This window comes from Nesterenkonia sp. HG001 (genome assembly GCF_034438835.1).
Classification (GTDB): Bacteria; Actinomycetota; Actinomycetes; order Actinomycetales; family Micrococcaceae; genus Nesterenkonia; species Nesterenkonia xinjiangensis.
The window spans coordinates 1-22,236 of record NZ_JAOSZD010000001.1 but is presented as its reverse complement, the minus strand read 5'-3'; the positions used below and the strand labels follow the sequence as shown (position 1 = coordinate 22,236).

The 22,236-nt window shown below is 67.9% G+C and carries 18 protein-coding genes; 14 read left to right on the top strand and 4 right to left on the bottom strand.

Going from position 1 to position 22,236, the window contains the following annotated elements:
• Positions 1–28: 28 nt before the first annotated feature.
• From ODE13_RS00090 to ODE13_RS00065, 6 genes are all read left to right on the top strand, one after another.
• On the top strand, positions 29–292 hold the full coding sequence (locus ODE13_RS00090; protein ID WP_322477453.1) for a phosphoribosyl-ATP diphosphatase: 264 nt from the start codon (positions 29–31) through the stop codon (positions 290–292).
• Between the two features lie 70 nt (positions 293–362).
• Positions 363–1,214, top strand: a complete 852-nt coding sequence (hisG, locus tag ODE13_RS00085) for an ATP phosphoribosyltransferase (RefSeq protein WP_322477452.1) — start codon at positions 363–365, stop codon at positions 1,212–1,214.
• Between the two features lie 18 nt (positions 1,215–1,232).
• Positions 1,233–2,003 (top strand): imidazole glycerol phosphate synthase subunit HisF, encoded by a 771-nt coding sequence (gene hisF, locus ODE13_RS00080; RefSeq protein WP_322477451.1) that lies wholly within the window; start codon positions 1,233–1,235, stop codon positions 2,001–2,003.
• Positions 2,004–2,049: 46 nt separating this feature from the next.
• Positions 2,050–2,421: a phosphoribosyl-AMP cyclohydrolase gene (gene hisI, locus ODE13_RS00075; RefSeq protein WP_322477450.1), complete on the top strand. Its 372-nt coding sequence runs from the start codon at positions 2,050–2,052 to the stop codon at positions 2,419–2,421.
• Complete coding sequence (locus ODE13_RS00070) at positions 2,408–3,979, top strand: anthranilate synthase component I (protein WP_322477871.1); 1,572 nt, start codon at positions 2,408–2,410, stop codon at positions 3,977–3,979. The genes hisI and ODE13_RS00070 overlap by 14 nt, the downstream gene beginning before the upstream one ends.
• Complete coding sequence (locus tag ODE13_RS00065) at positions 3,976–4,557, top strand: Trp biosynthesis-associated membrane protein (protein ID WP_322477449.1); 582 nt, start codon at positions 3,976–3,978, stop codon at positions 4,555–4,557. The genes ODE13_RS00070 and ODE13_RS00065 overlap by 4 nt, the downstream gene beginning before the upstream one ends.
• A 42-nt stretch (positions 4,558–4,599) precedes the next feature.
• Here the strand turns inward: ODE13_RS00065 and ODE13_RS00060 are convergent, their stop codons facing one another.
• Positions 4,600–5,481 (bottom strand): sulfurtransferase, encoded by an 882-nt coding sequence (locus ODE13_RS00060; protein ID WP_322477448.1) that lies wholly within the window; start codon positions 5,479–5,481, stop codon positions 4,600–4,602.
• A gap of 149 nt (positions 5,482–5,630) precedes the next feature.
• Here ODE13_RS00060 and ODE13_RS00055 point away from each other — a divergent pair, with 149 nt between their 5' ends.
• From ODE13_RS00055 to pyk, 8 genes are all read left to right on the top strand, one after another.
• Positions 5,631–6,020, top strand: a complete 390-nt coding sequence (locus tag ODE13_RS00055) for an HGxxPAAW family protein (protein ID WP_179542520.1) — start codon at positions 5,631–5,633, stop codon at positions 6,018–6,020.
• 7 nt (positions 6,021–6,027) lie between these two features.
• Complete coding sequence (gene trpC, locus ODE13_RS00050) at positions 6,028–6,864, top strand: indole-3-glycerol phosphate synthase TrpC (RefSeq protein WP_322477447.1); 837 nt, start codon at positions 6,028–6,030, stop codon at positions 6,862–6,864.
• A gap of 61 nt (positions 6,865–6,925) precedes the next feature.
• The gene (gene trpB / locus ODE13_RS00045; protein ID WP_322477446.1) at positions 6,926–8,236 is read left to right on the top strand and encodes a tryptophan synthase subunit beta; all 1,311 of its coding nucleotides are present in this window, start codon (positions 6,926–6,928) and stop codon (positions 8,234–8,236) included.
• Complete coding sequence (gene trpA, locus ODE13_RS00040) at positions 8,233–9,063, top strand: tryptophan synthase subunit alpha (RefSeq protein ID WP_322477445.1); 831 nt, start codon at positions 8,233–8,235, stop codon at positions 9,061–9,063. The genes trpB and trpA overlap by 4 nt, the downstream gene beginning before the upstream one ends.
• 128 nt (positions 9,064–9,191) lie before the next feature.
• Complete coding sequence (gene lgt, locus ODE13_RS00035; RefSeq protein WP_322477444.1) at positions 9,192–10,334, top strand: prolipoprotein diacylglyceryl transferase; 1,143 nt, start codon at positions 9,192–9,194, stop codon at positions 10,332–10,334.
• 358 nt (positions 10,335–10,692) lie between these two features.
• Positions 10,693–15,351 (top strand): glutamate synthase large subunit, encoded by a 4,659-nt coding sequence (gene gltB, locus ODE13_RS00030; RefSeq protein WP_322477443.1) that lies wholly within the window; start codon positions 10,693–10,695, stop codon positions 15,349–15,351.
• Complete coding sequence (locus tag ODE13_RS00025) at positions 15,344–16,810, top strand: glutamate synthase small subunit (RefSeq protein ID WP_179542526.1); 1,467 nt, start codon at positions 15,344–15,346, stop codon at positions 16,808–16,810. The genes gltB and ODE13_RS00025 overlap by 8 nt, the downstream gene beginning before the upstream one ends.
• Positions 16,811–16,936: 126 nt before the next feature.
• Positions 16,937–18,448, top strand: coding sequence for a pyruvate kinase (gene pyk, locus ODE13_RS00020; protein ID WP_179542527.1), 1,512 nt, complete (start codon positions 16,937–16,939; stop codon positions 18,446–18,448).
• 90 nt (positions 18,449–18,538) lie between these two features.
• Here the strand turns inward: pyk and ODE13_RS00015 are convergent, their stop codons facing one another.
• From ODE13_RS00015 to ODE13_RS00005, 3 genes are all read right to left on the bottom strand, one after another.
• Positions 18,539–19,138, bottom strand: a complete 600-nt coding sequence (locus ODE13_RS00015; protein WP_322477442.1) for a hypothetical protein — start codon at positions 19,136–19,138, stop codon at positions 18,539–18,541.
• A 555-nt stretch (positions 19,139–19,693) separates the two neighbouring features.
• The gene (locus ODE13_RS00010) at positions 19,694–20,221 is read right to left on the bottom strand and encodes a hypothetical protein (RefSeq protein ID WP_322477441.1); all 528 of its coding nucleotides are present in this window, start codon (positions 20,219–20,221) and stop codon (positions 19,694–19,696) included.
• Between the two features lie 95 nt (positions 20,222–20,316).
• Entirely contained in the window at positions 20,317–22,050 is a 1,734-nt protein-coding gene (locus tag ODE13_RS00005) for a hypothetical protein (protein WP_322477440.1), read from the bottom strand.
• Between the last annotated feature and the right edge of the window lie 186 nt (positions 22,051–22,236).

Genomic DNA, 22,236 nt, shown 5'->3' with positions numbered 1-22,236 from the left:
GGCCCCCGGGAGGGAATACCCTGGGACGGTGAAGAACTTCGACCAGCTCTACGCCGAACTCGCCGAGAAGGCGGCCAGCCGCCCGGAGGGGTCCGGCACGGTGGCCGCGCTCGACGCCGGCGTCCACAGCATCGGCAAGAAGATCGTCGAGGAGGCCGCAGAGGTGTGGATGGCCTCCGAGCACGAGTCCGACGAAGCCGCCGCGGAGGAGATCTCCCAGCTGCTCTACCACCTCCAGGTGATGATGCTCGCCAAGGGTCTCAGCCTGGAGGATGTCTACCGACATCTGTGAGCAGCCGGCCCCTGGGCCGACAGCCCGCGAACCATACTCGAACGACATCCGAACAGGGAACGACACCTCCATGCTGCGTGTAGCTGTACCGAACAAGGGCGCCCTCTCCGAGGCTGCCATGGCCATGCTCTCCGAGGCCGGATACGTCCAGCGCCGTGACAAGCGCGAGCTGGTCATGATCGATGAGGAGAACGACGTCGAGTTCTTCTACCTGCGTCCCCGCGACATCGCCGTCTACGTCGGCTCCGGGACCCTCGACGTCGGGATGACAGGCCGCGACCTCTTCCAGGACGCCCGGGTCGACCATGGCGCCGAGGAGATCATGGGGCTGGGATTCGGCGGGTCCACCTTCCGGCTGGCCGGCCCGGCCGGCAGATTCCGTTCTGCCGAGGATCTGGCGGGCAAGCGCATCGCCACCAGCTATGACGGTCTGCTGAGCCGCTGGCTGGAGGAACAGGACCTCCCCGACGTCGAGGTCGTGCACCTCGACGGCGCGGTGGAGACCGCCGTGCGCCTCGGGGTGGCCGACGCGATCGCCGACGTCGTGGAGACTGGCAACACCCTCAAGGCCGCCGGCATGGAGACCTTCGGAGAGCCGATCATGCGCTCCGAGGCGATCATGATCTCTCGCCACGGGGAGCGTCCCGCAGGCATCGACCGGGTGAGCCGGCGTCTGCAGGGCGTCCTGGTGGCCCGCCAGTACGTGATGATGGACTATGACATCCGCCGCGAGCACCTCGAGGCGGCCAGCGCCATCACGCCGGGGCTAGAGTCGCCCACCATCTCGCCGCTGGCCGACGAGAACTGGGTCGCCGTGCGCTCCATGGTGCTCGCCAAGCGGACCAACCAGCTCATGGACGAGCTCTACGAGCTCGGCGCCCGAGCGATCTTGGTCACCTCCATCCACGCCTGCCGGGTCTGAGCGGAGAGGCTCCACGAGATGTCACTGGCCGTGAGAGTGATCCCCTGCCTCGACGTCGACGCCGGCCGGGTGGTCAAGGGCGTGAACTTCGAGAACCTGCGCGACGCCGGAGATCCGGTGGAGCTCGCGCACCGGTACAACGACGCCGGAGCGGACGAGCTGACCTTCCTGGACGTCACGGCCTCCTCCGCGGACCGGGAGACCACCTATGACGTGGTCACCCAGACCGCGGAGGAGGTCTTCATCCCGCTGACCGTCGGCGGCGGAGTCCGCACCCAGGAGGACGTCGCCGCGCTGCTGCGCTGCGGGGCGGACAAAGCCTCGATCAACACCGCTGCGGTGACCCGTCCGGAGGTCATCGATGAGATCACCGGCCGCTTCGGCTCCCAGGTGCTGGTCCTGTCCCTGGACGCCCGGCGTACCGAGGATCCCGGCGTCGCTTCCGGCTTCGAGGTGACCACCCACGGCGGACGCCGGGGGACCGGGATCGATGCGATCTCCTGGTGCCGCGAGGCAGCGGAGCGCGGAGTGGGAGAGATCCTGCTGAACTCCATCGACGCTGACGGCACCCAGACCGGCTTCGACGTGGAGATGATCCGCGCGGTCCGTCAGGTGACCACCGTCCCGCTCATCGCCTCGGGGGGAGCCGGCCGCCCGGAGCATTTCCCGGCCGCCATCGACGCCGGCGCCGACGCGGTGCTGGCCGCCTCGATGTTCCACTTCGGCCCGGTCGACATGATCGCCCAGGTCAAGGAAGCCATCCGCGCCGCCGGGCACCCCGTCCGCTGAGCTGGCTCGTCCGCCCGCCCACCGCCCATCCGCCGAGGACCTCGCCATGACCCAGACACCGCTTCCCGCCGAGATCCGCGAGAAGGTCACCTTCAACGACGCCGGGCTGCTGCCGGCCATCGCCCAGGACGCCGCCAGCGGCGAGGTGCTCATGCTGGCCTGGATGAACGCGGAGGCGCTGGCGTCCACGCTGTCCTCGGGCCGGGCGACGTACTGGTCCCGATCGCGGGGAGAGCTCTGGCGCAAGGGGGAGACCTCCGGGCATGTGCAGCAGGTCCGTCAGGTGTCGTTGGACTGTGACGGGGACACTGTGCTGCTGACTGTGGACCAGACCGGTCCGGCCTGCCACACCGGCGCCCGGACCTGTTTCACCGGGCGCGAGGTCGTCCGGGAGGGAGGACATGATGACAAGACCTGATCGTCGATTCGGCACCGTCTCTCCCAGCGCGGAGGAGTTCGCCGAGCTGGCCCAGGACCACCGTGTCATCCCGGTGACGATGCGGCTGCTCGCCGACGGGCACACCCCCTTGAGCATCTACCGCGCGCTGGCCGACGGCAGGCCCGGCAGCTTCCTGATGGAGTCTGCCGCCCCGGGGGCCGCATGGTCCCGCCATTCCTTCATCGGAGTGCGCTCACAGGCCACGCTCTCGGAGCGGGCGGGTCTTGCCGTCTGGCTGGGGGAGCCGCCTGCCGGAACGCCCCAGGAGGGCACCACCGCCGAGGTGCTGCGTGAGAGCCTCGAGTTCCTCGGCGGGGACAACGGCAGGGCGCGCAGCGGGCAGCTGCCGCACCTGACCTCCGGACTGGTCGGATACGCCGGCTGGGACGTCGTCCGGCACTGGGAGCGGCTTCCGCACCCTCCGGTGGACGATCTCCACGTCCCGGAGATGGCGATGAACCTGGTCAGCGACCTGGTCGTCCATGACAACCGAGACGGCACCGTCACCCTGGTGGCCAACGCCTTCAACCGCGACGGGCGGGACACCGGGGTGGAGCAGGCCTACGCCGACACTGTGGCTCGGCTGGAGCAGATGCGTGCCTCGCTCGCCGAGCCGGTGCAGCCGGGAGTCTCCGTGGGCGAGCCGGACTGGCAGGAGGCCGTGGAGGGCGATCTGGAGGATCGGGTCGAGCTTGCCTGGGACCAGGACGAGTACCTGGCGACGCTGGGGAAGGCCAAGCAGGCGATCGTCGACGGCGAGGTCTTCCAGATCGTGGTCTCGCGCCGCTTCGAGGTGGCCACCCAGGTGGACGCGTTGGCGGTGTATCGGATGCTGCGTCTGCTGAATCCGAGCCCCTATATGTACCTGCTGCACTTCGAGACGCCCGAGGGCGAGCCGTACCAGGTGGTGGGCGCCTCTCCGGAGGCGCTGGTCACCGTGGAGGACGGCACGGTGGTCACCCACCCGATCGCCGGCACCCGCCCGCGCGGGGAGACCCCGGCGGAGGACGAGCGGCTGGCTGAGGACCTGCTCGCCGACGAGAAGGAGCGGGCCGAGCACATCATGTTGGTGGATCTGGCGCGCAACGATCTTGCCAAGGTCTGTGTGCCGGGCTCGGTGCAGGTCACTCGGTTCATGGCGGTGGAGCACTTCAGCCACGTGATGCATCTGACCACGCACGTCCAGGGCGAGCTCGCGCCGGGATCCTCCTCTTATGACGTGCTCGCGGCCACCTTCCCCGCGGGCACCCTGTCCGGGGCGCCGAAGCCTCGTGCTTTGCAGCTGCTCGATGCCTGGGAGCCGACCGGTCGGGGTGTGTACGGGGGAGTCGTCGGCTACTTCGATTTCTCCGGCCGCATGGACGCGGCCATCGCGATCCGCAGCGCGCTGCTGAAGGGCGGCCGTGCTTACGTGCAGGCCGGCGGAGGGATCGTCGCGGACAGCGACGACGACGCGGAGCGTCTGGAGACTGTGAACAAGGCGGCGGCCCCGCTGCGTGCGGTGCTGGCCGCGGATCGGTTGGAGGACGTGCGATGAGCCGACGCACCGTGGTGCTGGCCGGGCTGGTCGCCGGAGTGCTGCTGCTCGCATCGGCCACGCAGCCCTGGGTGATCGCCTCCGGGCTGGGCGACGTCTCGGCGATGGATCGGGTGGAGATCCCCGGCTCCGACATCGCCGACACGGTGACCGCGATGGCGCTGGTGGGCCTGGCTTCCGCGGTCGCGGTGACGATCGCCAGGCGCATGGCGCGGTTCGTGATCGGCCTGCTCCAGCTAGGGGCCGGCGCGGTGGTCACCGTGACGCTGCTGCAGGTGATCGCCGCACCGGGCGAGGCGTCCTTGGGAGCGCTGGGAGAGGTCACGGGGACGACTGAGCAGGCCCAGGACTATGCCCTCGGACCGGCGGTGTGGGTCGGACTGGCCGGAGCGGTCCTGCTGGTGCTCGCCGCGCTCGCGCTGCTGGTCTTCTCACGGCGCTGGCCGGACCGGAGCTCGAAGCGGTATGAGAAGTCCCGCGCACCTGCGGGCAGCGAGGAGGATGAGGACGACCCCGACGAGTTCGACCTCTGGGACGGACTCACCGCGGGGGAGGACCCCACCTCCGGCCGTCGCTGAGGATCTCCTGCCCCGGGATTCCCCGGTCGTCCTCGCGGGTGCTCAGCTCCCCACCTCCACCTCCAGCTCAGGGTCCTGGGCCCACTGGCTGAAGCTGCCCGGATACAACACCGCCTCGAAGCCTGCCAGATGGGCCGCCAGGGTGGCGTGCGCCGCGTTGACCCCGGATCCGCAGTAGCTGATCACAGGCCGGTGCTCCTCGGCCCCGCCCGAGTGCAGCCGGGTGCGCAGCTCCTCGGCGGGCAGGAAGCGGCCGGCGTCGTCGACATTGCCCGCGGTGGGCAGGTTGACCGCACCCGGAATGTGTCCGGCCCGAGGGTCGACCGGTTCATGCTCGCCGGTGAACCGCTCCGGGGCACGCACATCCAGGAGCACACCCGCCGCCGGGCGCCCGGTCTGCAGATCTGCGGACAGCCGGCGGACGGTCTCACGATCCACAGAGGCGGCGGCCGGCACCCCGTCCGGCTCCCGGAGCGGGTCCTCGAGCACGATGGTGCTGGGCTCGGGGGCGACCTCCCCGGTCTCCAGCGGCAGGCCGGCCCGTCGCCACGCCTCGAGGGCCCCGTCGAGCACCCGCACGTCCTGCACTCCGGCACGCCGGAGGAGCCACCAGGCCCGCGCCGCGGCCAGGTTCTGGAGATCGTCATGGACCACCACGGTGGTGCCGGACCGCAGCCCCCAGCGTCTCGCCGCCTGCTGCAGCGTGGCCCGGTCGGGCAGCGGGTGCCGTCCCTGGGCGGCGGGCCGTCCGTGGGCGCTGAGCTCGTGGTCCAGGTCCACGAACACCGCGCCGGGGATGTGGCCCGCACGGTGGTCCTGCCGTCCGTCCGGCCTGTCCAGCCGCCAACGGACGTCCAGCACGGTCGGAGGAACGGGGGAGCACAGCAGCGCGTGAAGCTCTTCGGCGGTGATGAGTGTCGGCATGGACACCACCCTGCTCCGCATCCGGGGCGCTGTCCAGCAGGAGCAGAGTGCCGGGAGTCCCCTGGTGCGCAGGAGGACATCTGGTCGGAGTCCGGCGGGCGGGCATGGCAGAATGGAGGGCGAGCAGACGTGATCGAGAGAGGACTCTGATGACCACCACGCAGCAGCGGACCGTGCGCGACGTCGAGCAGCAGCCGGCCGCCGGTGAACAGCCCGGCGACGCCCACATCCACCACGACCACATCGGTCATGGATCGACCCCTGCCGCCTGGGCGCTCAGCCTCACCCTGATCGTGGGCTCCATCGTGGCGGGCATCGGCTTCGTGATCGAGGTCTGGGTGCTGGCCTACATCGGTGCGGCCTGCGTCCCTCTCGCGCTGATCCTCGGCTGGGGCCTGAAGAAGGCCGGCTACGGTGTGGAGATGGACAGCTGGTCCGTGCTGGAACGCGGCGAGGACCCGCGTGACCACCAGGGGCCCGCCATGCCTGACAACACCTCCGGCACGAGCCAGCGCGTCCCTGACGCCTCCACCAGCTGAGCCGCCGGTGAGCACCGAGACCCCCTCCTCCGCCGCGGCCACAGGTACCGTCCTCGACGGCATCATCGCCGGCGTGCGTGAGGATCTCGCCGTCCGCCGGGCCGCGGTCCCGCTGACCGATCTCGTCGCCCGCGCCGCCGATGCCCCCGCTGCTCGGGATGGTCTCGCTGCCCTGCAGGGAGGCCGCTCGGACGCTCACGGTGTGCGCATCATCGCCGAGGTCAAGCGATCCTCGCCGTCGAAGGGCGCACTGGCCGACATCCCGGATCCGGCCGAGCTGGCCCGTGCTTATCAGGTCGGTGGCGCCGCCGTCGTCAGTGTGCTGACCGAGCAGCGTCGCTTCGCCGGTTCCCTGGCGGACCTCGACGCGGTCCGCGCGGCCGTCGACCTGCCGATCCTGCGCAAGGACTTCATGGTCGAGGAGTACCAGTTCCACGAGGCGCGGGCCCACGGCGCCGACCTCGTGCTGCTCATCGTCGCCGCGCTCGACGACGCCCGCCTCCGCGATTTCCTCGCCCTCACCCACGAGCTCGGGATGGAGGCGCTGGTCGAGGCGCACACCGAGGAGGAGATCGCTCGCGCCGTCGATGTGGGCGCGCGCATCGTCGGAGTCAACGTACGCAATCTGAAGACCCTCGACGTCGACATCGCCCACTACGGCACCATGGCGCGCCATCTGCCCGAGGGCGTGGTCCGCATCGCCGAGTCCGGCGTGGACGGACCCGGGGTGGTTGCCGACTACGCCGCCCAGGGTGCCGATGCGGTGCTCGTGGGGGAGGCTCTGGTCCGCGACGGGGACCCCGCCGCCGCACTGGGCCGCTTTCGCGCCGCCAGCCGCTCCTGAACCCCGCGCCTCGGCGGGCCCGGGCGTGCGGCACGCTTCACCACCTGAACAGGAGAACCTCATGACTGCAGAGTCCGCCTCCGGGAGCTTCCGCGACGCCGCGGGTCCGTACTTCGGGCCCTATGGCGGGCGATGGATGCCCGAATCCCTGGTCGCGGCCCTCGACGAGGTCGAGACGACCTTCCTCGAGGCCCGTGAGGACGAAGAGTTCCTGGCGGAGTTCCACCGGCTCTGCCAGGACTACACGGGCCGGCCCTCGCTGCTGGCGGAGGTGCCGCGCTTCGCCGCAGAACAGGGGGCAGCTCGGATCTTCCTGAAGCGTGAGGACCTCAACCACACCGGTTCGCACAAGATCAACAACGTCCTCGGGCAGGCGCTGCTGGCCCGGAGGATGGGCAAGACGCGGCTCATCGCGGAGACGGGCGCCGGTCAGCACGGGGTGGCCACCGCCACCGCCGCGGCTCTGATGGGCATGGAGTGCGTGGTCTACATGGGCGCAGAGGACACTCGTCGCCAGGCGCTGAACGTGGCACGGATGAGGCTGCTCGGGGCAGAGGTCGTCCCCGTGGAGCACGGAGCCCAGACTCTGAAGGACGCGATCAACGAGGCGCTGCGTGACTGGGTCGCCACGGTGGAGACCACCCACTATCTGCTCGGCACCGTCGCCGGTCCCCACCCGTTCCCCGCCATGGTGCGCTGGTTCCATCAGGTGATCGGGGAGGAGGCCCGCGAGCAGATCCTCGAACAGACCGGCCGGCTCCCGGACGCGGTCTGCGCCTGCGTGGGCGGGGGCTCCAACGCGATGGGCATCTTCCACGGCTTCCTCGACGACGCCGACGTGGACCTCCACGGTTTCGAGGCCGGCGGGGACGGCGTGGACACCGGTCGGCACGCGGCGGCGATCACCCTGGGACGGTCCGGGGTGCTGCACGGAGCGCGCTCCTACCTGATGCAGGACGAGGACGGGCAGACCGTCGACTCGCACTCGATCTCCGCCGGTCTGGACTACCCCTCGGTGGGTCCGGAGCATGCGCATCTGGCCGACGTCGGTCGTGCCGTCTACGAGCCGGTCACCGACGCGGAGTGCATGGTCGCCTTCGAGACGCTGTGCCGCACCGAGGGCATCATCCCGGCCATCGAGTCGGCCCACGCCCTGGCGGGCGCCGCCCGGCTCTCGGCGAGCTGGACCGAGGCGGATCCGGAGGCCGCCGCCGAGCGGATCATCATCGTGAACCTCTCCGGTCGTGGGGACAAGGACGTGGCCACCGCTGCGGAGTGGTTCCGGCTGCTCCCCGGTCAGGCCGATGCGGCTGAGGCCGGACAGACGGACCAGGATGCCGGCCGCGCGCCGGAGACGGGAGTTCAGGCATGAGCGCAGAGAAGATCTCCGGCGCGGCAGCATCGTCGAGCACTGCGCCCTCTTCCAAGACCGCGGCCAGGATCGAGGCCGCCCGGGCCGAGGGCCGAGCCGCGTTCGTGGGGTACCTGCCCGCCGGCTATCCGGACAAGGAGTCCTCCATCGCTGCGGCGCTCGAGCTGGTCCGCAACGGCGCCGACGTCATCGAGATCGGCATCCCGTACTCGGACCCGGTCATGGACGGCCCGGTCATCCAACAGGCCACCACGGAGGTCCTGGCGCGCGGGTTCCGCATCGACGAGGTCTTCGAGATCGTCCAGGCCGTCACTGACGCCACGGAGGCGGCCGTGCTGGTCATGACCTACTACAACCTCATCGACCGCATGGGGGCTGAGGAGTTCGCCCGCCGTCTTGCTGAGGCCGGGGGAGCCGGGGCGATCACCCCGGACCTCATCCCGGACGAGGCGGAGGACTGGATCGCGGCGACCGAGGCCCATGGTCTGGACCGGGTGTTCCTCTCCGCGCCGACCTCGTCCCCTGAGCGGGTTGCGGAGATCGTCCAGGCCTCCCGCGGGTTCGTCTACGCGGTCTCCCTGATGGGTGTGACCGGCGCCCGTTCGGAGGTCTCCCACGCTGCGGAGCGGGTCGTGCGTGCCGCCCATGACGCAGGTGCTGAACGGGTCTGCGTGGGGCTCGGCGTCTCCACGCGGGCGCATGTCGAGGAGATCGGCCGCTACGCCGACGGTGTGATCGTCGGCACGGCGCTGGTCGCCGCCCTGCGCGACGGAGGGCCGGAGGAGGTCGGCCGCCTGGCCGGCGAGCTCTCCGGCCGTCCGGCCTGAGCGAAGTCCCGGCCGCGCCCGGGGCATCCTGCCTGATCACATTGCACAGCCTGAGCGCCTAGACTGCTCCCCGGTCGGCTCCACGTCAGGAGCGACCGGGCATCCACCACGGAGAGGACGACGCGTCAATGACTTCCACTGCAGCGGCTGCCGCGACGGACGGCGACCTGCTCGCGGGGTTCCCCGCACCGCCCTCCAGCGGTCTCGACCTCGGACCCATCACCCTGAACTTCTATGCGCTGTGCATCGTGGCGGGCATCGTCGCCGCGATCCTGCTGACCTCGCGCCTGTGGAAGTCTCGGGGCGGCAGCGCCGACAACGTCATGGACGCGACCTTGTGGGCCGTCCTGCTGGGCATCATCGGAGGGCGGCTCTACCACGTCTTCTCCTCGCCTGACGCGTACTTCGGCCCGAACTTCGACGGCTCGGGCGATCTTTCGCTGATCCCGCAGATCTGGCGGGGCGGTCTGGGGATCTGGGGTGCGATCCTGCTGGGCGCGGTCGGTGTCTGGTTCGCCTGCCGCCGTTACGGCATGAAGTTCGGCGGATTCGCCGACGCGGTCGTGCCCGGGGTGCTGCTGGCCCAGGCCATCGGGCGCTGGGGCAACTGGTTCAACCAGGAGCTCTATGGCGGTCCGACGGACCTTCCCTGGGGCCTGACGGTGGACATGGAGCACCGGGTGCCGCAGGTCTCGCACATGAGCGAATCCACCCTGTTCCACCCGACGTTCCTCTACGAGAGCATCTGGAACCTCCTCGGCGTGGTGGCGCTGCTGTTCCTGTATCGGCGGTTCCAGTTCAAGCAGGGCATGCTGGCCTGGACCTACGTGGCCTACTACACGCTGGGCCGCTTCTGGATCGAGAGCCTGCGCATCGACGAGCTGGACAAGTCGACACAGTTCATCAACATCCTCGGGCTCAACTGGCGCCTGAACATGTGGGCCGCCGTGCTCACCTTCCTGGTCGCCGTCGCGATGCTCTACGTGCTGTGGTCGAAGCGTCCGCGCACCGCGGAGCAGCTCGCCGAGGAGCAGGAGGTGTTCACCCCCGGTCACGGCCCCCGCGCGGAGATCGCAGACAGCGCAGGCGACGGTGATGAAGACAGCGCAGGCGATGAAGACAGCGCAGCTGACGCCCACGACACTGCCGATGCCGACGGTGAGGCTGCCGACGACGTCGACGCCGAGGATGCCTCCTCCCGTCCGGATCCTGAGACTGTCTCTTCGGATCCGCGAGGACAAGCCTCGGAAGGCTCCGCGAAGGAGAGCTGAGCCACGCGTCGCAGGCGCTCCGTGTTCCAGATCGTGAGATGCGATTTGCGTCCATGGTGCCTGCGCGCGGAAGATTGGTCTGATCAGCCTGAGACTCAGGCAACACCGGTGTGCCCGTCGACTCGCATCCGTTGACGACGGCCACCCGAGGCTGGCCACGGCCCATGCGCGAGCGCGAACCACGCTGCTCCGCCTGAGCGCCGATAAGCATGAGACGCACGACGAGGGCGCCCGGCCCGTTCGCGAGAAACAGCGGTGGGCGGTGCGACCGCCCCGGCGGAACGCGTCCCTCCAGCACACAGGGGTCGATGATGTCCCCTCCCATGGAACGTCCGTATGCGGAGGAAGGAACACCGTCATGTCCACACAGGGATCGCTGGGCACTTACAGCCCTGCTCCTGCCGATGGCGCGCAGAGTCCTGCCGAGGGGGTCGTGAGCCCCTTCGTGCGTTTCTCCGCCTACCCGGAGAAGAACGGCCTCTACAGCCCGGAGAACGAGCACGAGAACTGCGGCATGGCCGCCGTCGCGACACTCCGCGGCGAGCCCGGCCACGACATCGTCGACCATGCTCTGGTGGCGCTGCGCAACCTCGAGCACCGCGGTGCGGTGGGCAGCGACGTCGGCACCGGTGATGGTGCTGGACTGCTGACGCAGATCCCGGACGAGTTCTTCCGTGCTGTGGTCGACTTCGAGCTCCCCGCCGTCGGCGGCTACGCCGCCGGCACGGCGTTCCTTCCGCAGTCGGAGTCTGAGCGTGAGCAGATGTGCCTCTCGCTGGAGGACCTGGCGGCAGAGCAGGGCCTGACGGTGCTGGGCTGGCGTGAGGTGCCCATCGACGATTCGATGATCGGAACCCTGGCCCGGGAGTCCATGCCGCATTTCCGGCAGCTCTTCGTGGCGCTGGCCCCCGAGGGTTCGGAGGAGTTCAGCTTCTCCGCTCCGGGCACCCTGGACCAGCGCGCGTGGCGTCTGCGCAAGCGCGGCCAGAACCGCCTCGGTGTGTACTTCCCCTCCCTGTCCTCGAAGACGATCACCTACAAGGGCATGCTGACCACCGCGCAGCTCGAGCCGTTCTTCCCGGATCTCTCTGACGAGCGGTTCAAGACGACCCTGGGCATCGTCCACTCCCGCTTCTCCACGAACACGTTCCCGTCCTGGCCGCTCGCCCAGCCGCTGCGCAATATCGCGCACAATGGCGAGATCAACACGGTCAAGGGCAACCGGAACTGGATGCGCGCCCGTCAGTCGATGATGGCCGGCGAACTCCTGGGGGAGGACCCGGAGTACCTCTTCCCGATCTGCACGCCGGGTGCCTCGGACTCCACGTCCTTCGACGAGGCCGCCGAGCTGCTCATGCTCTCCGGTCGTCCGTTGGCCCAGTCGATGCGCATGATGGTGCCGGAGGCGTGGGAGAACCACGAGTCCATGGACCCGGATCTGCGCGCCTTCTACCGCTACCACTCCATGCTCATGGAGGCCTGGGACGGACCTGCCGCCATCGCGTTCACCGATGGTCAGCAGGTCGGCGCGGTGCTGGACCGCAACGGCCTGCGTCCGGCCCGCTACTGGGTCACCGACGACGGACTGGTGGTGATGTCCTCGGAGGTCGGCGTCGTCGACCTGGAGCCTTCTCGCATCGTCCGCAAGGGTCGGGTGGCCCCGGGCATGATGTTCCTGCTCGACACGGTCGAGGGCCGGATCATCGAGGACGAGGAGATCAAGTCCGGATTCGCCTCCTCCCAGCCCTGGCAGGAATGGGTGGACGAGAACCTCATCGAGCTGGAGGACCTCCCGGAGCGTCTCCACGTGCGCCACCCCAAGGAATCGGTGCGTCTGCGTCAGCAGACCTTCGGCTACACCCACGAGGAGCTGCGGATTCTGGTGGGCCCGATGGCCTCCACCGGGGCGGAGCCGCTCGGCGCGATGGGCACCGACACTCCGATCGCGGTGCTCGCAGACCGTCCGCGGCTGCTCTTCGACTACTTCGTGCAGAATTTCGCCCAGGTGACCAACCCCCCGCTGGATGCGATCCGCGAGGAGCTGGTGACCTCATTGGGGCTGCACATCGGCCCCAACGGCAACGTGCTGACCACCGACAAGGTGAGCGCGAAGCAGGTCGCCCTGGACTTCCCCGTCATCGACAACGACCAGCTGGCCAAGATCGCCAACATCCGCAGCGAGGACGGCCACAAGATCGCGATGAAGGTGCGCGGCCTCTACCGGGTCGGCAGCACCGAGGAGGAGTTCCGTCAGCGCATCCGTGATCTGTGCGAGCAGGTCTCGGCGGCGGTGAACCGCGGCGTCAGCTACATCGTGGTCTCCGACCGTGACTCCAATGCGCAGTGGGCCCCGCTTCCCTCGCTGCTGCTGCTCTCGGCCATCCATCATCATCTGCTGAAGTCCGCCAACCGGACCCGAGCCTCGCTCATCGTGGAGGCCGGCGACGTCCGCGAGGTGCACCATGTGGCCTGCCTGATCGGCTACGGCGCGGCCGCCGTCAACCCCTACCTGGCCATGGAGTCGGCCGAGGACATGGTCCGCCGCGGCGAGATCACCGGCGTCTCCGAGTCGCAGGCGGTGCACAATCTGCTGACCGCTCTGGGCAAGGGCGTGCTGAAGATCATGTCCAAGATGGGCATCTCCACCGTGGCCTCCTACTGCGGCGCGCAGACCTTCGAGGCGGTCGGTCTGGCGCAGAACGTGGTGGACCAGTACTTCTCCGGCACCCATTCGCCGATGGGCGGGGTGGGTCTCAAGGTCATCTCCGCGGAGGCCATGTCCCGGCATTCCACGGCCTATCCGCAGGATGGCAATGACATGGGCCGCGGCGACGAGCTGGAGGTCGGCGGAGAGTACCAGTGGCGCCGTGAGGGCCCGCCGCACCTGTTCAACCCGGAGACCGTCTTCAAGCTGCAGCACTCCACGAAGACGCGGCGCTACGACGTCTTCAAGCAGTACACCAAGGCGGTGGACGATCAGTCCCAGGCCCTGATGACGCTGCGCGGGCTGATCAAGCTGCAGGGGAACCGCAGTTCGATCCCGGTCTCCGAGGTCGAGCCGGTCAGCGAGATCGTCAAGCGTTTCAACACCGGGGCGATGAGCTACGGCTCCATCTCCCAGGAGGCCCATGAGACCCTGGCGATCGCCATGAACCGCCTGGGTGCGCGCTCCAACACAGGGGAGGGCGGGGAGCACCCGGCCCGACTGGTGGATCCGGAGCGCCGCAGCGCGATCAAGCAGATCGCCTCCGGCCGGTTCGGCGTGACCAGCCAGTACCTCACTCATGCCGACGACCTGCAGATCAAGATGGCCCAGGGCGCCAAGCCCGGTGAGGGTGGCCAGCTGATGGGCAAGAAGGTCTATCCCTGGGTCGCCGAGACCCGTCACTCCACACCGGGTGTCTCGCTGGTCTCCCCGCCTCCTCACCATGACATCTACTCCATCGAGGACCTCGCCCAGCTGATCTATGACCTCAAGCGGTCGAACACGGGTGCCCGGGTCCATGTGAAGCTCGTGGCGCTCAACGGCGTGGGAACGGTGGCGGCCGGCGTGACCAAGGCCAAGGCAGACGTCGTGCTCATCTCCGGGCACGACGGCGGCACAGGCGCCTCCCCGCTGAACTCGCTCAAGCATGCCGGCGCCCCCTGGGAGCTCGGATTGGCCGAGGCTCAGCAGACACTGATGCTCAACGGCCTGCGCGAGCGGGTCACCGTGCAGGTCGACGGCCAGCTGAAGACCGGCCGCGACGTCGTCATCGCTGCGCTGCTGGGTGCGGAGGAGTATGGCTTCGCGACCGCCCCGCTGGTGGTCTCGGGCTGCATCATGATGCGCGTGTGTCACCTGGACACCTGCCCGGTGGGAGTCGCCACGCAGAACCCGGTCCTGCGTGAGCGCTACACCGGCCAGGCCGATCATGTGGTGAACTTCTTCGAGTTCGTCGCCCAGGAGGTGCGCGAGTACCTGGCAGAGCTGGGCTTCCGCACCCTGGACGAGGCGATCGGACACATCGACTCCCTGGACCTCGATGACGCGAAGCGCCACTGGAAGACCGACGGCCTCAACCTGGACTCTGTGCTCGGCGGCTATGACCCGGAGGACCCGGCGATCCGCGGAGGACTGCGTCGCACCGGCGGGCAGGACCACGAGCTGGAGAAGCACTTCGACGTGGCGCTGATCGAGCAGGCCCAGCCGGCGATCCGCCACGGGCAGCACGTCACGCTGCAGCGCAAGATCATCAACACCGACCGTTCGGTGGGGACCATGCTCGGCCATGAGGTGACCAAGGCGCTGGGGCTCCGGACCCTCGACCCGGACACCATCGAGGTGGACCTGGTCGGCGAGGCTGGCCAGTCCCTGGGGGCTTTCCTGCCGCATGGGATCACCCTGCGGCTCTCCGGCGATGCGAACGACTACGTCGGCAAGGGGCTCTCCGGAGGACGCGTCGTCGTCCACCCGGACGCCTCGGCGCCGCTGGTCGCCGAGACCAATGTCATCTCCGGCAACGTGATCGGCTACGGAGCGACCTCCGGCGAGCTGTTCCTCCGTGGACAGGTGGGGGAGCGGTTCCTGGTGCGAAACTCCGGGGCGACCGCCGTCGTGGAGGGTATCGGAGACCACGGCTGCGAGTACATGACAGGTGGTCAGGCGCTGATCCTCGGCCCGACGGGCCGGAACTTCGGTGCCGGCATGTCCGGCGGCACCGCCTTCGTGCTGGACTTTGATGAGGACCGCATGAACAACCAGGCCCGGTCCGCCGGTGACCTGCTCCTGCTCCCGCCGGACGAGGAGGACCAGCAGATCATCCTGGACCTGCTCCGCCGCCATGTGGAGGAGACCGGCTCGGCAGTGGGCGAGCGCCTGCTGGCAGACCCTGCCGGCACCTTCGGGCGCATCACCAAGGTGCTGCCCCGCAACTACGACGCCGTGCTGCGTGCCCGCTCCTCCGCCCTGGATGACGGGCTGGACCCGGACGGGGACGAGACGTGGCAGAAGATCCTGGAGGTGACCCGTGGCTGATCCGCGCGGATTCATGAAGCACCGTGAGCGCCAGGACCGGCCCTCACGTCCCGTGCCCGTACGCATCATGGACTTCAAGGAGGTCTACGAGCGACAGCAGAAGGGCACGGTGCAGACCCAGGCCAGCCGATGCATGGACTGCGGCATTCCCTTCTGCCATACGGGCTGCCCGCTGGGGAACCTCATCCCGGAGTGGAACGACCTCATCTGGCGGGACCAGATGGAGGAGGCCTCCGCCCGGCTGCACATGACCAACAACTTCCCGGAGTTCACCGGTCGTATCTGCCCCGCCCCCTGCGAGACCTCCTGCGTGCTGGGCATCAACCAGCCTGCAGTGACGATCAAGCAGTCCGAGGTCTTCATCGCCGACGAGGCCATCGCCAACGGGTGGGTGGAGCCTGTCCTGCCGCAGCGGCTGACCGGGAAGACCGTGGCGGTCGTCGGTTCCGGGCCGGCTGGCCTGGCCGCGGCCCAGCAGCTGACCCGTGCCGGACACACCGTGGCCGTCTACGAGCGGGACGACAGGCTCGGCGGCCTGCTGCGCTACGGGATCCCGGACTTCAAGATGGAGAAGCACCACGTCGACTTCCGGGTCGAGCAGATGGAGGCGGAGGGCACGCGCTTCTACACCTCCACGGCCATCGGTGAGGACATCACCTGGGACTCGCTGCGCGAGAGCTACGACGCCGTCGTGGTCGCCACCGGCGCCATGGTGCCGCGAGACCTGCCGATTCCGGGCCGAGGCCTGGACGGTGTGCACTACGCCATGGAATACCTGGTGCAGTCGAACAGGGCGACGCACGGAGACTCGGTGCCGGAGCAGATCCATGCCGAGGGCAAGCACGTGATCGTGCTCGGCGGTGGTGACACCGGTGCGGACTGCATCGGTACCGCGCATCGTCATGGCGCGGCCTCGGTGACCACGCTGGCCATCGGCACGCAGCCCCCGGAGTCCCGCGCGGCTCATGAGCCCTGGCCCATGGATCCGAAGATCTTCGAGGTCACCTCGGCCGACCAGGAGGGCGGGGAGCGTCGCTACCTGGCCTCCACGGTCGAGTTCCTCGGCGATGAGCACGGTCGGGTGCGTGCGCTGCGCGTGGCTGAGACCGAGTACAACGCGGACGGTTCGCGCACGCCGAAGGCAGGCACCGAGCATGAGATCCCTGCGGATCTGGTGCTGCTCGCGCTCGGCTTCCTCGGCGCGGAGCAGGCCTCCCTGTCCGACCAGATCGGCACGACCTTCGATCGTCGCGGCAACGTGGTCCGCTCGGAGGACTACATGACGTCCTCGGACGGCGTCTTCGCCGTCGGCGACGCCGGACGGGGGGCATCGCTGGTGGTCTGGGCCATCGCCGAGGGGCGCGCGGCCGCCAAGGAGGTCGACGAGTACCTGGAGGGGTCCTCGCGCCTGCCGGCCCCGGTCAAGCCCTCGGACCGGGCGATCTCGCTGAGCGGGTGAGCGTCCGGGCCTCCGTGAGATAGGCTCATGGTGTCGGCCGCCGGATCTCCGGCGTGCCCTCCAGCTGGCCCAGCGTCGTGCCAGAGGATCGAGAACTTGACAGTCCTATACGACAAAGGGTGAGGCATGAGACACGCGAAGATCGTCGCCACCTTCGGACCGGCGACCGCCGGCTATGAAGTGACGCGCCAGCTCGTCGAAGCAGGGGTGGACGTCGCCCGGGTGAACATGAGCCACGGCGACTACACCGTCCATGAAGAGACCTACCGCACCGTCCGGGAGGTGTCCAAGGATCTGCGCCAGGCGGTGGCCATCTTCGCTGACCTGCAGGGACCCAAGATCCGTCTGGGGCGCTTCATCGAGGGCGAGCACGTGCTCGCCGAGGGCGATCGGTTCACGATCACCATCGACGACATCGACGGCACCAAGGAGCGCTGCTCCACGACCTTCAAAGGTCTGCCCGGTGATGTGAAGCCCGGCGACACCCTGCTGATCGACGACGGCAAGGTCTCCCTGCGCGCCCTGGAGGTGACCGACACCGACGTCCTGACCGAGGTGGAGGTCCCCGGCAAGGTCTCCAACAACAAGGGCATCAACCTGCCCGGTGTGGCCGTCTCCGTGCCGGCGCTGAGCGAGAAGGACGAGGAGGACCTGCGATGGGCCCTGCGCATGGGCTTCGACATGGTCGCCCTGTCCTTCGTGCGTGACGCCACGGACATCGAGGCTGTCCATCGGATCATGGATGAGGAGGGTCGGCGCGTGCCGGTCATCGCCAAGGTCGAGAAGCCGCAAGCGGTGGACGCGCTGCAGGACATCGTGGACGCCTTCGACGCGGTGATGGTCGCCCGTGGTGACCTGGGTGTGGAGCTTCCGCTGGAGGAGGTCCCGATGGTGCAGAAGCGCGCCATCGAGCTGGCCCGCCGCTGGGCGAAACCGGTCATCGTGGCCACCCAGGTGCTGGAGTCCATGATCGACAACCCCCGTCCTACCCGCGCGGAGGCTTCGGACTGCGCCAACGCAGTGCTCGACGGCGCTGACGCGGTCATGCTCTCCGGGGAGACCTCGGTGGGCAAGTACCCCGTCAAGACCGTGGAGACCATGGCCTCCATCATCGAGGCGACCGAGCGCAAGGGCCTGGGTCGGATCCCACCGCTGGGTTCCACCCCTCGTACCCGTGGAGGCGCGGTCACCCGCGCGGCCGCCGAGATGGCGGAGCAGCTGGGTGTGAAGTATCTGGCCACGTTCACTCGCTCAGGCGACTCGGCCCGGCGGCTGTCCCGTCTGCGTCGCGAGCAGCCGATCTTCGCCTTCACCCACGTGGAGCACACCCACAACATCATGTGCCTCAGCTGGGGCGTGCAGCCTCGGTGGGTGGAGTTCGCCTCCCACACGGACAAGATGACCGCACAGGTGGACAAGCTCCTGCTGGAGGAGGGCATCGCCCAGCCGGAGGAGCTGGTCGTCATCGCGGCCGGTTCGCCTCCAGGCCAGGCCGGCACCACGAACATGGTCAAGGTGCACCGCATCGGTGACATCTCGGACGCGGCGGACATCGATTCGCTGCGGCGCGGTGACGCCCCGCCGAACCGCGAGCCGGTGGGTCCGTGGCCCGCGCGCAGCGCGGACAGCGCGCTCTGAGGGGATCAGCCCTCTCTGCATGACGGAGCCCCGTGGCGATCTGGCCACGGGGCTCCGTCATGCCCGGGTCGGCGTGTCCGCCGTGGCCGGCTATCCGGGGTAGTGCGGAGCCCAGGTGAGCAAGGCGACTCCGACCCCGACGCCGAGCAGGCTCCCCAGCGCCACCTCGAGGGCGCTGTGGCGCTGCAGGACGAGCCGGGACCAGCACACGAGCATCCAACAGGCTGCCCCGAGCGCCCACCAGGTGTCTCCAGGAAGTCCGGCGGGCACGACGAGCCCGGTCAGCGCGGCCAGGATCGCGTGCACGCTGATCTTGACGCGGGTGTTGACGGCCATGACGGCGAGCAGCGTCCCGACGCCGAGGCCTGCGGCGAGGCGGACGTCGACGGTGGTCGGAATGATCAGCAGCAGAGCAGTCCCGAGCAGCATGGAACCCAGGGCGAGGGCATAGACCAGGTGCCGCTGGCTTCGGTGGCGGACGTATCGGTCAGTGGCCGCCCCGCGACGGACCAGCACGAGGATGATCGCCCACGGGACGACCGCGAGGAACGTCACGGCGATGAGCGATGCCCACCACCACAGGGGGTCGGTGAGCACCGCCACCTGGACCAGCAGCACGGCGATGAGCGGGGAGGGGCTCAGCACGTCAGTGAGCAGCTGGGCGAGGCGGAGGCGAGCGCGACGACGCATGATGTCAGAGTCTAGGCCGCCGAGGCTTCCACGAGGCGCCGCGGGAAGATCCCTGCGTCATTCTGGTGCACCTCGCTGGGTGGTTCTCAAACCCGCGCAAGCCCCTCACGACGCTGATTCGCCGGGTTCTGAGGGGAACGCGGCGCTCGGTGTCGCGTCCTGAGCGTCAGCCTATCGAGGATGTGCGCGGCCCGGTCACGAAGAATTCGCCTCGTCCTCAAACCCGTTTGAGTGTCCCGAATCGGGCTGCGCTGGCGGAGCAGTACGCCAAGGGAGTACCGGTCGACGAGCTGGTGCGGCGGTTCGGGATACATCGCACGACTGTGCATCGGCTCGCTGCACAGGCAGGTGTCGCGGTGCGTCGTCGTGGTCTGGATGAGCGCGGGCGTCGAGAAGCTGCGCGGCTGTACGAGAAGGGCATGACGCTCGAAGAGGTCGCTGCCAAGTTGGGTGTCGGTGACGAGACGGTGCGCTCTGCGGTCGTCACTTCTGGCGGGACGATTCGCCAACGTGGCCGCCGTCCGTCTCTCTAGTCAAGTTCGGAGAGGGACGATGTCATCCCTGTTGGCGACCGACCCAAGCCAGATGCCTGTTGGCGACGAGCTTTCCTTGCCGCTGACGACCGCGCAGGATGCCGACGCGAGTGCGTCCTTCCACAAGTTGAACGCCGCTCGATGCGGGGTGAAGCAGCGCCTGATCTATGACGATCGGCCAACGCTTCCAAGTGCCGTGAACCTCCCAGGCGAGTCCCACGCCCAGGTGCTGGCCTTGGTTACGCACGGAGATCCAATGATCCGGATCGTCCGCGACGACCTCAATAACATTCCGGTCCGATGGTCCAGTTTGCATCGTCATGAACCTGTCAACTGGCAGCGCTTCAACCTGCCAGCCGACCTGTGCGAGATCGACGTTCTCGTAATCTCGGAGGAAGGAAGCATTGCCTGCGTGGTCGTAGATCCACTGCTCGATGACATCGGCCGGCCAGCGCAGGTCGGCGACCATGTCTTGTCGTTGGAACTCTGTGAGGCCGTAACCGCTCTCGCGGCATCGCTGCGCCAGGTCAGTGAAATCAACAAGGCGCATACCGATATCCTTCTCAACCCTCTGGCATCATCGAGGTCTTTAGCCAAGCAAGCTACCCGGGTCTATCTAAGCTACGGTCAAAATGGCTGTCATTGTCAGTGCCGCATGTTGACTCGGATTCCGCCGAGTAGTTTTGCTGGACCGAAGGAACTGACTCTGTTGCGACTCTGCAACGCTTTGAGCAGTTCCTCAGTTCCGTCGCGGTCCTTCAAGCGCGGACGATGGTGTCCGGTTCTGGTCAGAGGCTCATAGTCGTCGCCCAATCCGAGCAGGATTTGATCTAGTAGCCCGAGTTCTATGTCGGGGAGATGCGGCTCTAGCAGACCCAGAACGTGCTCGGCCGGCGCACCAGCCTCGGCAAGCTTGACTAGTAGTTCAACAGAGACGTTGTTGCCTTTGCTTGCCCACTGGCAAAACGCGATCACGCTCTGCCGGGACAGACGATCAGTGACGAAATCTACGTCGTCGGCGATCGCGCGCTTCACAGTTGGTGTCAGGCGTCGACTCCGCATCACTTGAGCCAGATCGTCGCTCGACAACTCCAACTCGCATACGTACGACGCCAGTTGCTTGGACGCTGCGAAGTACTCCTCGCGGAATGCGAACGGGCGGTCACTCACGAGGGCGTACGTGTCGGCGGCATCAGGCACCAGGTCCTTCTCTAGCAGCGTTGGAAGGAGGGCGAGGCCGACATCGGACAAGTGTTCGGGGTCCAAGCCGTCGGCCAGGTCGAGCTGCCCGAGTAGGCGGACGGCTGCTGTCGACTCCAACGCACCGGAGTTGGCCAGTGCATATGCAAGCCCCAGCCTGGGCTCTTCTTCCACTTCCTCGGCCTTGGTGAGGTTGACCGTGCCGAGGTTCTCGATCAGTTCTTCGTTGACTCCGAACTTGCTGACGAACTGGCTCACGTTCCAGACAGTCGGCGCGAACCGACCTGCCGACACCACTTGTCCCCATGCTCCGTCGTCGAGGTCCGTAAGGTCGGCAACTTCGCAGGAGTCCGCCGCACGTACCGCGACGAGGCGCACGGCAAACTCGGCTGCATCTGCGACGTCACCGAGCACAGCAACGAATGCGTCTGGACTCTCGACTGTCACCTCGTCGTCTTGGAGGATGTCAAGGTAGTCGTCCAGGTTCGCGAGCACATGCCTGTAGACCGAGTCATCGGCAGCGTTCATGGCGTCAAGCGCTAGACCGGTGCTTTCGCCGAGAGCGACCGACAGGTTCATCCGCGTGACCGGGTAAAGGCCTGCGGCCACCGCCGCCTTGCACTGTGTCTCTCCGAGCAAACTGAGATCGCTTATCTGCGCGCCGAGACGACGCAGAAGAGCAATCAGGTCGGTCGCCTTCACCGCGTCCGTCTCGCCAACAAATGCCTGCATCTGGGCGTAGTGCTCCGACACGAACTCCGCGACCTGGTCAGACGCTTCGTAGTCTGTGTCCTGCGCGGCGCTCGTGATAGCCGCATCAACGAGGGCCACGACTACTTCGAGTTCTAGTGGTGCCTTCTCGACCAGATGAATGAAAACACCGTCCCAGCGCGGAGCCAATCGACTTATGAGCCCATCGCGAGATTCGCCGTCTATCAGGTAGGCGTCGAGGAAAGAGGAGTCATCCCCCGAACGCACGGCGAGCTTATCGATGGCCTTGTCGAGGTGTTCGGGACGTGCAGGCAAGTAGTAGTCAAACACTTCGACGTTAAAGACACTTTCGCCGTCGAGGAAGCGGGAACCCATCTCCTTCTCAACTGCTTCGATCGAGCTAGCCTCATCGAAGTGAAAGTGGGGAGCTGCGCGATCGGCTTGGACGCAGTGAAGGATGAAGTTCATCGCACTCACGCTGATCGCGATGTCATGGTAGTCCGAGCAGTACAGAGTGAAGTTCTCGTGGGTCTTCCCAGATGACGGTGTAGGTCGGCCGGGCGCGTCGGTCCGCAGATAGACGTCGAGGTCTCCCGATGACGGAGGTTCCTACGCCATCCATCCGAAAGACCTCGACGTGTCCGACGCTACCCC